This is a genomic window from Burkholderia sp. MSMB1498 (assembly GCF_001526245.1).
GTDB classification, from domain to species: Bacteria; Pseudomonadota; Gammaproteobacteria; order Burkholderiales; family Burkholderiaceae; genus Burkholderia; species Burkholderia savannae.
Genome location: NZ_LOYJ01000111.1, coordinates 181811 through 194034, shown reverse-complemented (window position 1 = coordinate 194034; position 12224 = coordinate 181811). Strand labels below are relative to the sequence as shown.

At 68.2% G+C, this 12224-nt stretch carries 10 protein-coding genes and 1 pseudogene; 8 read left to right on the top strand and 3 right to left on the bottom strand.

Annotation, left to right across the window (positions count from 1 at the left end):
• Window positions 1-16: 16 nt before the first annotated feature.
• Window positions 17-922: an NAD kinase gene (locus tag WS91_RS25865; RefSeq protein WP_059646122.1), complete on the bottom strand. Its 906-nt coding sequence runs from the start codon at window positions 920-922 to the stop codon at window positions 17-19.
• 191 nt (window positions 923-1113) lie between these two features.
• Here WS91_RS25865 and hrcA point away from each other — a divergent pair, with 191 nt between their 5' ends.
• From hrcA to WS91_RS25850, 3 genes are all read left to right on the top strand, one after another.
• On the top strand, window positions 1114-2136 hold the full coding sequence (gene hrcA, locus WS91_RS25860; RefSeq protein WP_038753325.1) for a heat-inducible transcriptional repressor HrcA: 1023 nt from the start codon (window positions 1114-1116) through the stop codon (window positions 2134-2136).
• Window positions 2137-2334: 198 nt separating this feature from the next.
• A complete protein-coding gene (gene hemH, locus WS91_RS25855) occupies window positions 2335-3402 on the top strand; it encodes a ferrochelatase (protein ID WP_059583433.1) in 1068 nt (355 codons plus the stop codon).
• A 5-nt stretch (window positions 3403-3407) separates the two neighbouring features.
• Window positions 3408-3815 carry an RNA-binding S4 domain-containing protein gene (locus WS91_RS25850; protein WP_038753327.1) on the top strand — a complete coding sequence of 136 codons (408 nt, stop codon included), beginning with the start codon at window positions 3408-3410 and terminating at the stop codon, window positions 3813-3815.
• On the opposite strand, the gene WS91_RS36985 is transcribed toward WS91_RS25850, so the two are convergent.
• Window positions 3787-3948 carry a hypothetical protein gene (locus WS91_RS36985; RefSeq protein ID WP_004194079.1) on the bottom strand — a complete coding sequence of 54 codons (162 nt, stop codon included), beginning with the start codon at window positions 3946-3948 and terminating at the stop codon, window positions 3787-3789. The two genes, WS91_RS25850 and WS91_RS36985, sit on opposite strands and share 29 nt — an antisense overlap.
• A gap of 366 nt (window positions 3949-4314) precedes the next feature.
• Here WS91_RS36985 and grpE point away from each other — a divergent pair, with 366 nt between their 5' ends.
• The 5 genes and pseudogenes from grpE to WS91_RS25825 all read left to right on the top strand — a co-directional run bounded on the left by grpE (window position 4315) and on the right by WS91_RS25825 (window position 10848).
• A complete protein-coding gene (grpE, locus tag WS91_RS25845; protein WP_059583436.1) occupies window positions 4315-4851 on the top strand; it encodes a nucleotide exchange factor GrpE in 537 nt (178 codons plus the stop codon).
• Between the two features lie 9 nt (window positions 4852-4860).
• A pseudogene (locus WS91_RS25840) lies at window positions 4861-5294 on the top strand (thioredoxin family protein).
• A gap of 142 nt (window positions 5295-5436) precedes the next feature.
• Entirely contained in the window at window positions 5437-7386 is a 1950-nt protein-coding gene (gene dnaK / locus WS91_RS25835; RefSeq protein ID WP_038753329.1) for a molecular chaperone DnaK, read from the top strand.
• Window positions 7387-7649: 263 nt separating this feature from the next.
• Window positions 7650-8780, top strand: coding sequence for a molecular chaperone DnaJ (gene dnaJ, locus WS91_RS25830; protein WP_038753330.1), 1131 nt, complete (start codon window positions 7650-7652; stop codon window positions 8778-8780).
• Between the two features lie 31 nt (window positions 8781-8811).
• The gene (locus tag WS91_RS25825; RefSeq protein ID WP_038753331.1) at window positions 8812-10848 is read left to right on the top strand and encodes a chorismate-binding protein; all 2037 of its coding nucleotides are present in this window, start codon (window positions 8812-8814) and stop codon (window positions 10846-10848) included.
• A gap of 557 nt (window positions 10849-11405) precedes the next feature.
• On the opposite strand, the gene panB is transcribed toward WS91_RS25825, so the two are convergent.
• A complete protein-coding gene (gene panB / locus WS91_RS25815; RefSeq protein ID WP_059646131.1) occupies window positions 11406-12221 on the bottom strand; it encodes a 3-methyl-2-oxobutanoate hydroxymethyltransferase in 816 nt (271 codons plus the stop codon).
• Between the last annotated feature and the right edge of the window lie 3 nt (window positions 12222-12224).

The following is a 12224-nucleotide window of genomic DNA, read 5'->3' as shown; positions in this document are numbered from 1 at the left end:
AGGATGGCGTCAGGACTTATGCGTCGTCGTCTTCTTCTTCGCTCGACGGGTGTTCGTTCCAGTGCAGCTTCTTGCGCAGCGTCGCGTAGTAGCTGTAGCCGACGGGATGCAGGAACGGCACCGTGTGCTTCGAGCGGCGCACCTCGATCGTGTCGTTCAGCTCGAGTGCGGTGAACGATTGCATGTCGAAGTTCACGTTCACGTCGCGCCCGCTGATGATCTGGATCGCGATCTTCGAATCGTCCGGCAGCACGATCGGCCGGTTCGACAGCGCGTGCGGCGCGATCGGCACCAGTACGATCCCCTGCAGCTGCGGATGCAGGATCGGCCCCTGCGACGACAGCGCGTATGCGGTCGAGCCCGTCGGCGTCGCGACGATGAGGCCGTCCGAGCGCTGGTTGTACATGAACCGGCCGTCGACCGACACGCGCAGCTCGGCCATGCCGGAGAAGCCGCTGCGGTTGACGACGACGTCGTTGAACGCGAGCGCGTGGTAGATCGGCTCACCGCTGCGCACGATCCTCGACTCGAGCAGCGTGCGTTCCTCGCGCTCGTAGCTGCCCGCGAGCATCATCGGCACGACTTCCTGCATGTCGGACGCCGGGATGTCGGTGATGAAGCCGAGCCGGCCGTGGTTGATGCCGATGAGCGGCGTCTTGTACGGCGCGAGCTGGCGGCCGATGCCGAGCATCGTGCCGTCGCCGCCCAGCACGACCGCGACGTCGGCGCGCGCGCCGATCTCGGCGGGCGTGAGCGCCGGGTAGCCCGCGCTGCCGATCGCCTGCGCCGTGTCCGCCTCGAACACGACTTCGAAGCCGCGCTTCGCGATGCACGCGGCCAGCGACACGAGCGGCTCGGCGATGCCGGGCGTGTTGCTGCGTCCGACGAGCGCGACGGTATGGAATTGGTGGCCGATTTTCATGCCGGCATTACACCATAGCTCGATGACGAAAAGAACCGCTCGCCGGCCCGGGGGGCGGCAAAACGGGCCAAGGGCGGTCGCAAGCCGGTCGCAAGCCGGTGCAAGCGGGTGCAAGCGGGGCAAGCGGGGCAAGCGGGCGGCGCGCACGGGATGCTCGCGGGCGCCGCCCGGTTGCGCTAAAATTTTCCGTCATGCTAGATCCACGCGCACGAACCCTCCTCAAGACCCTGATCGAGCGGTATATCGCCGACGGTCAGCCGGTCGGATCGCGCACGTTGTCTCGTTATTCCGGGCTCGAGCTGAGCCCGGCGACGATCCGCAACGTGATGTCCGACCTGGAGGAGCTCGGCCTCGTGTCGAGCCCTCACACGTCGGCGGGGCGCGTGCCGACGCCGCGCGGCTATCGCCTGTTCGTCGACACGATGCTGACCGTCGAGTCGCCGATCGATGCCGACGCCGTCACGCGGCTCGTGCAGACCACGCTGCAGGCGGGCGAGCCGCAGCAGAAGGTCGTCGCGGCCGCGGCGAGCGTGTTGTCGAACCTGTCGCAGTTCGCGGGCGTCGTGCTGACGCCGCGCCGCAGCCACGTGTTCAAGCAGATCGAATTCCTGCGCCTGTCGGACAAGCGGATACTCCTCATCATCGTGACGCCCGAAGGCGACGTGCAGAACCGCATGATCGCGACGCAGCGCGACTACACGCCCGCGCAGCTCACCGAGGCGTCGAACTACATCAACGCGCACTTCGCCGGCCTGTCGTTCGACGAGGTGCGCCGCCGGCTGCGCGAGGAAATCGACGAGCTGCGCGGCGACATGACGGCGCTGATGCACGCGGCCGTCACGGCGAGCACCGAGGAGGCCGACGACGAGGAAACCGTGCTGATTTCCGGCGAGCGCAACCTGCTCGAAGTGGCGGATCTGTCGTCCGACATGGCGCGGCTGCGCAAGCTGTTCGACGTATTCGACCAGAAGACGAGCCTGCTGCAACTGCTCGACGTGTCGAGCCACGCGCAGGGCGTGCAGATCTTCATCGGCGGCGAATCGACGCTCGTGCCGATCGACGAGATGAGCGTCGTGACGGCGCCGTACGAGGTCAACGGCAAGATCGTCGGCACGCTCGGCGTGATCGGCCCGACGCGGATGGCCTACAACCGCGTGATTCCGATCGTCGACATCACCGCGCGCCTCCTGTCGATGACGCTCAGCCAGCAGTAACCGGTTCCGTCCGCGTTTCATTGCCGTTTTGTCATACTTTTGCGGCATCCGACGCCGTTTTCCCCTCGCTCGAATCCGTCACCGCCATCGTGCCGGCGCGCCGCTCGCCGTGCAATCGGCCGGACGGCCGACTGGTGGCCCCGGGCCGCCCCGCTATAATGAGTGTCGTTCGATTCGGTGCCCAGGCACGCTCTTTCCATGCGTTTTGACCTCGAACCGCCGTCGCACGCGTCGGCCGCCCACCGCGTCGCCGTGCTGCTCGTCAATCTCGGCACGCCCGACGAGCCGACGCCGCGCGCGGTGCGCCGCTATCTCGCGCAATTCCTGTCCGATCCGCGGGTCGTCGAGATCCCGCAGCTCGTCTGGCAGGCTCTCCTGCGCACGCTGATCCTGCCGCTGCGCAGCCGCGCGTCCGCGAAGAAGTACGCGGCCGTCTGGCTGTCCGAAGGCTCGCCGCTGCGCGTGCATACGGAGCGCCAGGTCGAGAGCGTGCGGCCGCTCTTCGCGGCGAACGGCTACCGGGTGATCGTCGAGTACGCGATGCGCTACGGCACGCCGAGCATCGCCGACGTGCTCGCGCAGCTCAAGCGCGCGGGCGCCGAGCGCGTGCTGCTGCTGCCGATGTACCCGCAATATTCGGCGTCGACGACGGCCACCGCGTTTGACGCGGCGTTCGCCGCGCTCGGCCGGATGCGCAACCAGCCCGAGATTCGCACCGTGCGCCACTACGCGGACCATCCGGCCTACATTCACGCGCTTGCCGAGCAGGTTCGCCACTATTGGGCGGTGCACGGCCGGCCCGCGTTCGATTCGGGCGACAAGCTCGTGCTGAGCTTTCACGGCGTGCCGAAGCGCACGCTCGATCTCGGCGATCCGTACCACGATCAATGCCAGCAGACGGCCGCGCTGCTGATGTCCGCGCTCGGCCTGACGACGTTCGAGTGCCGGGTCACGTTCCAGTCGCGCTTCGGCAAGGCCGAGTGGCTGCAGCCCTATACCGCGCCGACGCTCAGGGAGCTGGGCGCGGCGGGCGTGCGCCGCACGGACGTGTTCTGCCCGGGCTTCACCGCCGACTGCCTCGAGACGATCGAGGAAATCGGGATCGAGGGGCGCGGCGAGTTCCTGCACGGCGGCGGCAAGGAGTTTCACCGGATTCCGTGCCTGAATGCGTCGCGCGCATGGATCTCGGCGCTCGGCGAGATCGCCGCCGAAAACCTGCAAGGCTGGCCGGTGCGCGCGGCGCCGGCACCGGAGGCCGTGAGCTGACCGCCATGAATTTCAAGATATCGACCGAACCCGGCGCGCGGCTGCGCATCGACAAGTGGCTCTGGGCCGCGCGCTTTTTCAAGACCCGTTCGCTCGCGGCCGACGCCGTCGAAAAAGGGCGGGTGAGGATCGGCGGCGCGGCCGTCAAGCCGGCGAAGGAGGTGCGCGTCGGCGATCGGGTCGACGTGACGATCGAAGGCGTCGTCTGGGAGGTCGACGTGCTCGGCGTGTGCGACGTGCGCGGGCCCGCGAGCGTCGCGCAGACGCTCTACGCGGAAACGGAAGCGGGGCGGGAGAAGCGTCTCGCGGAACTCGAGCGGCGCCGGCATTTCCGCGAGCCGGCGGCGCAGTTGCACGGGCGGCCGACGAAGCGGGACCGCCGCGTCATCGACAGATTTTCGAATGAGAACTGAATAGCTGATCGAACGTCGCGCGTGCGCCGCCGTATTCGGTCGTCCGTTCGGTGACGGCGCCCGATAGGCAGATGGTCGTCGTGCCGGCGATGAGTACCAGCGCGACTGCCGAGATAGCGAAGGTCAGTTTCACGGTACTCCCCTCGAGAAGACGGGTGAAAGGGCCTCTGGTCCGGTGTCGGGCGACTGTCGGGGTAGGGTATACGTGCTCCGCGACACGCCTGATGGAAGTGTAGTTCAGCGCATTGGTGCGATCCAGCGAACGGTCGGTAAGGGTTGTTACAGGCCGTTTCGGCCCGAATTCGCGACGCGCGGCCGCATCGCACCGCAATGCGGCGCGATGCCTTCGCCGGGGGCGCGATTCTTGCGGAAACTCCTCTTGAATTTACCGCCCCGGGCCCCATTTGCACCGATATTGTGCGGCGCCGGCCGTTTGCCCGCAAAAGCGCGGAACCGGTTGCCGTTTTGGCTTTAACCTCTAAACCGACTTTCTAGCGATATGGAAAACACGCAAGAGAACCCGACTGACCAAACGACTGAAGAAACCGGTCGCGAGGCGCAGGCCGCGGAAAACGCGGCGCCGGCTGCCGAAGCCGCGCTCGCCGAGGCTCAAGCCAAGATCGCCGAGTTGCAGGAAAGCTTCCTGCGCGCGAAGGCGGAAACCGAAAACGTGCGCCGCCGCGCGCAGGATGACGTCGCGAAGGCGCACAAGTTCGCGATCGAGGGCTTCGCCGAAAACCTGCTGCCCGTGCTCGACAGCCTCGAGGCGGCGCTCGGCGATACGTCCGGCGATCTCGCGAAGGTCCGCGAAGGCGTCGAGCTGACGCTGCGCCAACTGGCGAGCGCGCTCGAGAAGGGCCGCGTCGCGGCGCTCAATCCGGTCGGCGAGAAGTTCGATCCGCATCTGCACCAGGCGATTTCGATGGTGCCGGCCGACCAGGAGCCGAACACGGTCGTCGCCGTGCTGCAAAAGGGGTACACGATCGCCGACCGCGTGCTGCGTCCGGCGCTCGTGACGGTCGCGCAGTCGAAGTAAGCGGCGGCGATGGCGGGCACGGGCGTCGACGCGGCGGCGTTCGCGGCGTTCGACATGCGGGCGCTGGATGTCGCGAATTTCGACGCCGGGCTCGCGAGCGCGGGCGATGCGCTCGCCGCCGTGTCCTTCTGGGGCGCCCCCAAGGGGGCTTGGCTCGCGGCGCCGACTGCTTCAACTGCGAAATCGCGAAGAAGGCGATGCTCGCGAACCCTGACGCGATCCGTGCGCTCGGCCTCGAATGGTTCCATGGCGACGCCTACGAACATCGCGCGCTCGCGCGGCGCTTCGCGCTGCACGGCGTGCCGACCGGGTTGTTCTTTCGGCGCGTCAGGAAGCTCGGCCGGGCGACCAGCCGGCACGGGCTCGCGCAGTTCGAGGCGGCCGTCGCCGCGGCCCGCGCGAAGGCTGACGCCGCGGGCGAAGCCGGGCGTCCCGCCGATTGAAAAAATTTAATGGCCGCATCGTCTTCGGGGTCTTGAAAACGGCGCGGCCGCACTTATTTCGAGTGCAGAGTCGAATTTGGCGCGGCGCGGCGGATGCAACCCGGCGCGACGCAGCGAACGGAATTTCTGGAGATTAGGAAAAATGGGAAAGATCATCGGTATTGACCTCGGCACCACGAACTCGTGCGTCGCCGTGATGGAAGGCAATCAGGTCAAGGTCATCGAGAACTCGGAAGGCGCGCGCACGACGCCGTCGATCATCGCCTACATGGACGACAACGAGGTCCTCGTCGGCGCGCCCGCCAAGCGTCAATCGGTGACGAACCCGAAAAACACGCTCTTCGCGGTCAAGCGCCTGATCGGCCGCCGCTTCGAGGAAAAGGAAGTGCAGAAGGACATCGGCCTGATGCCCTACAAGATCACCAAGGCGGACAACGGCGACGCGTGGGTGGAAGCGCACGACCAGAAGCTCGCGCCGCCGCAGGTATCGGCCGAAGTGCTGCGCAAGATGAAGAAAACCGCTGAGGATTACCTCGGCGAGCCGGTCACGGAAGCCGTGATCACGGTGCCGGCGTACTTCAACGACAGCCAGCGTCAGGCGACGAAGGACGCAGGCCGCATCGCCGGCCTCGAAGTCAAGCGGATCATCAACGAGCCGACGGCCGCGGCGCTCGCGTTCGGCCTCGACAAGGCCGAGAAGGGCGACCGCAAGATCGCGGTGTATGACCTCGGCGGCGGCACGTTCGACGTGTCGATCATCGAGATCGCGGACGTCGACGGCGAAATGCAGTTCGAAGTGCTGTCGACCAACGGCGACACGTTCCTCGGCGGCGAGGACTTCGACCAGCGCATCATCGACTACATCATCGGCGAGTTCAAGAAGGAGCAGGGCGTCGACCTGTCGAAGGACGTGCTCGCGCTGCAGCGCCTGAAGGAAGCCGCCGAAAAGGCGAAGATCGAGCTGTCGTCGGGCCAGCAGACCGAAATCAACCTGCCGTACATCACGGCCGACGCGTCGGGCCCGAAGCACCTGAACCTGAAGGTCACGCGCGCGAAGCTCGAGGCGCTCGTCGAGGAACTGGTCGAGCGCACGATCGAGCCGTGCCGGATCGCGATCAAGGACGCGGGCGTCAAGGTGTCGGACATCGACGACGTGATTCTCGTCGGCGGCCAGACCCGCATGCCGAAGGTCATGGAGAAGGTGAAGGAGTTCTTCGGCAAGGACCCGCGCCGCGACGTGAACCCGGACGAAGCCGTTGCCGTCGGCGCGGCGATCCAGGGCCAGGTGCTGTCGGGTGACCGCAAGGACGTGCTGCTGCTCGACGTGACCCCGCTGTCGCTCGGCATCGAGACGTTGGGCGGCGTGATGACGAAGATGATCAACAAGAACACGACGATCCCGACGAAGCACGCGCAGGTGTATTCGACGGCGGACGACAACCAGGGCGCCGTGACGATCAAGGTGTTCCAGGGCGAGCGCGAGATGGCGGCGGGCAACAAGCTGCTCGGCGAGTTCAACCTCGAGGGCATCCCGCCCGCGCCGCGCGGCGTGCCGCAGATCGAAGTGACCTTCGACATCGACGCGAACGGCATCCTGCACGTCGGTGCGAAGGACAAGGCGACCGGCAAGGAGAACAAGATCACGATCAAGGCGAACTCGGGCCTGTCCGAAGCCGAGATCGAGAAGATGGTGAAGGACGCGGAAGCGAACGCGGCGGAAGACCACAAGCTGCGTGAGCTCGCCGAATCCCGCAACCAGGGCGACGCGCTCGTGCACAGCACGAAGAAGGCGCTCACCGAGTACGGCGACAAGCTGGAGGCGGGCGAGAAGGAGAAGATCGAAGCGGCGCTCAAGGAGCTCGAGGACGTGCTGAAGAGCGCGTCGAGCGACAAGGCGGCGATCGATGCGAAGATCGAAGCGGTCGCGACGGCGTCGCAGAAGCTCGGCGAGAAGATGTACGCCGACATGCAGGCGCAGCAGGCCGGCGCGGCGGGCGCTGCCGGCGCGGCAGCCGAAGGTGCGGCGCAGGGCGGCGCGCAGGCGGCCGACGACGTCGTCGACGCCGACTTCAAGGAAGTGAAGAAGGACTGAAGCCGGGTCGAGGTTCGGCCGCGCCGGGCGCCCACGCGAGGCGCCCGGCGCGGCCTTCCCGGGTCCGTTGCTTCACTGCCGAATTGGCGGATCATACTTGCGCCTGGCGGGCCTCGCGGCTCTCCGGGCACATTTGTTTTATGGCGAGCGCCGCGCCGGCCGGCTTCTGCGGGCCGGCCGGCGCGGCGCTCAACCAGTCGCAAGACTTTACTGGAAGCGAGAGGAGCCGTTGCGCGCGCTTCGCGCGGCGGCATTGAAACGATATGGCGAAACGGGATTACTACGAGGTTCTGGGCGTCGCGAAGAACGCGAGCGACGACGAAATCAAGAAGGCATATCGCAAGCTCGCGATGAAGTACCACCCTGACCGCAATCCGGACAGCAAGGACGCGGAAGAGCATTTCAAGGAAGCGAAGGAAGCCTATGAAATGCTGTCGGACGGCCAGAAGCGGGCGGCGTACGACCAGTACGGCCACGCGGGCGTCGACCCGAACGTGGGGGCGGCCGGCGCGCAAGGCTTCGGCGGTTTCGCCGATGCGTTCGGCGACATCTTCGGCGACATCTTCGGCCAGGCGGCGGGCGGCGGCCGCGCGCGCGGCGGCCCGCAGGTGTATCGCGGCGCGGACCTGCGCTACAGCATGGAAATCACGCTCGAGCAGGCGGCGCACGGCTACGACACGCAGATCCGCGTGCCGAGCTGGGCGTCGTGCGGCGTTTGCCACGGCTCGGGCGCGAAGCCGGGCACGAAGCCGGAAACCTGCCCGACCTGTCACGGCCAGGGCACGGTGCGGATGTCGCAGGGCTTCTTCAGCATCCAGCAGACCTGTCCGAAGTGCCACGGCACCGGCACCTACATCCCGGAGCCATGCGTGCATTGCCACGGCTCGGGCAAGGTGAAGGAAACCAAGACGCTCGAGGTGAAGATTCCGGCGGGCATCGACGACGGCATGCGTATCCGCTCGGCGGGCAACGGCGAGCCGGGCATCAACGGCGGGCCGTCCGGCGATCTGTACGTCGAGATCCACATCAAGCCGCACTCGGTGTTCGAGCGAGACGGCGACGATCTGCACTGCCAGATGCCGATTCCGTTCACGACGGCGGCGCTGGGCGGCGAGATCGAAGTGCCGACGCTCGCCGGCCGCGCGTCGTTTACGGTGCCGGAAGGCACGCAGTCGGGCAAGACGTTCCGTCTGCGCGGCAAGGGCATCAAGGGGCTGCGCTCCAGCATCGCGGGCGATCTGTACGTGCACGTGCAGGTCGAGACGCCCGTGAAGCTCACCGAGCAGCAGCGCGATTTGCTCAAGCAGTTCGAGAAGTCGCTCGCGGAAGGCGGCCCGCGTCATAGCCCGCAGAGCAAGAGCTGGTTCGACCGGGTGAAGAGCTTCTTCGAGTGACGGACGGCACGCAGCACGCAGGTGATGCAGGATGACTGACGAAGCGGGCGCGGTGTTCGCGCTCTTCGACGATTGCGACTCGACCGCGGCAGCGCGGTCGAGTCGTTTGTATTTGGGGTTCTCGCACGAGCGCGTCTGCGCCGATCCGGCCGAGCTCGACGCGGTGTGCGCGGCCGTCGCCGACGATGCGCGGCGCGGGCTGCACGCGGCCGTGCTCGGCGATTACGAATTCGGGCGCGACCTGCAGCTCGGAACGCGCGGCGGCGGCGCGCTGCGTTTTCTGCTGTTTTCCGAATGCGCGAAGCTGTCGCGCGACGAAGTCGACGCGTGGCTCGCTGCGCGCGACGGCGGCTTGGCCGAGCCGTCGGCGGCGGGCGTCGCGCACGTGACGAAGAGCGTCGCGCGCGACGCGTTCGACGCGGCGATCGCCGCCGTGCACGACGCGCTGCGCGCGGGCGACTCGTATCAGATCAACTACACGTACCGGCTGCGCTTCGAGGCGTTCGGCGCGCCGCTCGCACTGTATCGCCGCCTGCGCGCGCGCCAGCCGGTGCGCTACGGCGCGCTCGTCGCGCTGCCGGGCGGTGCGTGGGTCGTGTCGTGCTCGCCGGAGCTGTTCGTCGAGAAGTCGGGCGCGCTCCTGCGCGCGCGGCCGATGAAGGGCACCGCGCCGCGCTCGGACGATCCGCGCGAGGATGCGGCAGCGGCCGTGTTTCTCGCGAACGACGCGAAAAACCGCGCCGAGAACGTCATGATCGTCGATCTGCTGCGCAACGATCTCGCGCGGATCGCGCGCACGGGATCGGTGACGGTGCCGGCGCTTTTCTCGGTCGAGCCGTATGCATCGGTGTGGCAGATGACGTCGACGGTCGAAGCCGGCATCGTCGGCGGCGCGACGTTCGCCGACGTGCTGCGCGCGCTTTTCCCGTGCGGCTCGATCACGGGGGCGCCGAAGCACAAGACGATGCAGTTGATCGACGCGATCGAGACGACGCCGCGCGGGCTCTATACGGGCGCGATCGGTTGGCTCGATGCGCCGCCGGACGACGGCGGGCGCGAAATTGCCGGAAAGGGCGGTGCGGCCGACGTTCCTTCGGCGCGCGCGCCGAAGGATGGCGGCCACGGATCGACGCATAACGAACCGCGTGCGGAAACCGCCGCGAAAAACCGAGAGGCGCATGCGTCGAGCGAACCCCGCTCGTGCGCCGCGACGCATGCGTGCGGCGACTTCTGCCTGTCGGTCGCGATCCGCACGCTGACGCTCGCCGCGCCGGCGGCCGACGGCGCGCGGTGCGGCACGATGGGCGTCGGCGCGGGCATCGTGCTCGACAGCGTCGCCGCCGACGAATATGCGGAGTGCGAATTGAAAGCGCGATTCCTGACCGATGCCGATCCCGGCCTTCAGCTGTTCGAGACGATGCACGCGACGCGCGAGGCCGGCGTGCGCCATCTCGAGCGCCATCTCGCGCGGCTGCGTTCGAGCGCCGACGCGCTCGGCTTCGTGTTCGACGAAGCGCAGGCGAAGCGGCGCATCGACGCGCGCTGTGCGCAGCTCGCCGATGGCGAGCACCGCGTTCGCGTCGCGCTTGCGAAGGACGGCGCGCTCGATGTCGCGGCCGCGCCGCTTGCGCCGCTCGCGGGCGACGCGGTCGACGTGCTGCTCGCCCCCGAGCACGGCTTCGCGCCGATGCGCTCGGGCGACCTGTTGCTCGCGCACAAGACGACGCGCCGCGCCGATTACGATCGCGCGTGGAAGGACGCCGAGACGTACGGCGCGTTCGACATGCTGTTCTTCAACGAGCGCGGCGAGCTGACGGAAGGCGGGCGGGCGAACGTGTTCGTGAAGCTGGACGGGCGCTGGCTCACGCCGCCGCTGGCGTCGGGCGTGCTGCCGGGCGTGATGCGCGGCGTGCTGCTCGACGATCCGGCGCTGCAGGCGTCCGAGTGCGTGCTCACGCTCGACGACGTGCTGCGCGCCGACGCGCTGATGCTGACGAACGCGCTGCGCGGCGCGGTGCCTGCGCGGCTCGTGCGAGGCGGCGAGACGGCGGCGGAACGGGGGCGATAGGCGCGCCGGCGGCGGCCGGACACGCGCTCGTTTTGTGGCCCGGCCCGCGACGACTGCAGTCGGCACGGTCTGGACGGGCGGCGTTGTCGCGGCGACGGGCATGCTCCCGAGCGAGGGCGGCCGCGTCGACGTGCGCCGCAGGCCGCGGTTGCCGGTTCGCGGTTGCGGCCTGCGGGTTGCATGATGTGGCGATCGCGCGAGCGCGGCGACGGTGGCGGCGTGCGCGCAACATCGATATCGCATCAGGAGCGGCATACGCGTGGAGCGCCCGATCAGCCGCGGTCGGGCGGCGGTCGACGGGCCGCGCGGAGCGCCGCATTGTTTCGACAGGGCGGCTCGCACCGGCGCGAGCTCCGAGGCGCGACGCCGTTCGGGCGCGCGCGCCACGAATGCATCGGCTCGTGCACCCGCCCGCTCTCGCATTGCGCCGCGACCAATAAAAAAGCGGCATCCGCCTGCGTCGGATGCCGCACTTTTTTGACGGTGCGGCGCCCGAACCTCGCTTGCGCCGCGTAAGCGAAGCGCCGCCGTGCGAAACGATTCGGACGGCCGCGCCGTCAGAACGAATGCTCGGGCCCGGGGAAACCGCCGTCCTTCACCGCGCGCACGTAAGCCTCCACCGCCGCGAAGATGCCCGGCTGCCCGTGCATGAAATCCTTGACGAAGCGCGGCCGCTTGCCCGGGAAGATGCCGAGCATGTCGTGCAGCACGAGCACCTGACCCGAGCACTCGACGCCCGCGCCGATGCCGATCGTCGGAATCGACAGCTCGCGCGTGACTTCGGCCGCGACGAGCGTCGGCACCGCTTCGAGCACGACGAGTTGCGCGCCCGCTTCCTCGACCGCGCGCGCGTCGCGCAGCAGTTGCGCGGCGCCCGCTTCCGTCTTGCCCTGCACCTTGAAGCCGCCGAACGCGTGAACCGACTGCGGCGTGAGCCCGACGTGCGCGCACACGGGCACCGACCGCTCGACGAGGAAGCGCACCGTGTCGCCGAGCCATTCGCCGCCTTCGAGCTTGACCATCTGCGCGCCCGCGCGCATCAGCTTCACCGCGCTCGCGAACGCGTCGGCGGGCGTGCCGTACGTGCCGAACGGCAGGTCCGCGACGACGAGCGCGCGCGGCTGCGCGCGCGCGACGCAGGCAGTGTGATACGCGATGTCGTCGAGCGTGACGGGCAGCGTCGTCGTCTGGCCTTGCAGCACGTTGCCGAGCGAATCGCCGATCAGCAGCACGTCGACGTTCGCGCGGTCGAGGAGGGCGGCGAAGCTCGCGTCGTAGCAGGTCAGCATCGCGATCTTCTCGCCGGCTTCACGCATCGCCTGCAGCTTGGGTACCGTCACGGCCGGTCGGCTGGATTCCTGGAGGTAGGTCATGGG

Coding starts and splice junctions, on each gene's coding strand:
- WS91_RS25865 (WP_059646122.1), bottom strand. CDS start 922: ATGAAAATCGGCCACCAATTCCATACCGTCGCGCTCGTCGGACGCAGC.
- hrcA (WP_038753325.1), top strand. CDS start 1,114: ATGCTAGATCCACGCGCACGAACCCTCCTCAAGACCCTGATCGAGCGG.
- hemH (WP_059583433.1), top strand. CDS start 2,335: ATGCGTTTTGACCTCGAACCGCCGTCGCACGCGTCGGCCGCCCACCGC.
- WS91_RS25850 (WP_038753327.1), top strand. CDS start 3,408: ATGAATTTCAAGATATCGACCGAACCCGGCGCGCGGCTGCGCATCGAC.
- grpE (WP_059583436.1), top strand. CDS start 4,315: ATGGAAAACACGCAAGAGAACCCGACTGACCAAACGACTGAAGAAACC.
- dnaK (WP_038753329.1), top strand. CDS start 5,437: ATGGGAAAGATCATCGGTATTGACCTCGGCACCACGAACTCGTGCGTC.
- dnaJ (WP_038753330.1), top strand. CDS start 7,650: ATGGCGAAACGGGATTACTACGAGGTTCTGGGCGTCGCGAAGAACGCG.
- WS91_RS25825 (WP_038753331.1), top strand. CDS start 8,812: ATGACTGACGAAGCGGGCGCGGTGTTCGCGCTCTTCGACGATTGCGAC.
- panB (WP_059646131.1), bottom strand. CDS start 12,221: ATGACCTACCTCCAGGAATCCAGCCGACCGGCCGTGACGGTACCCAAG.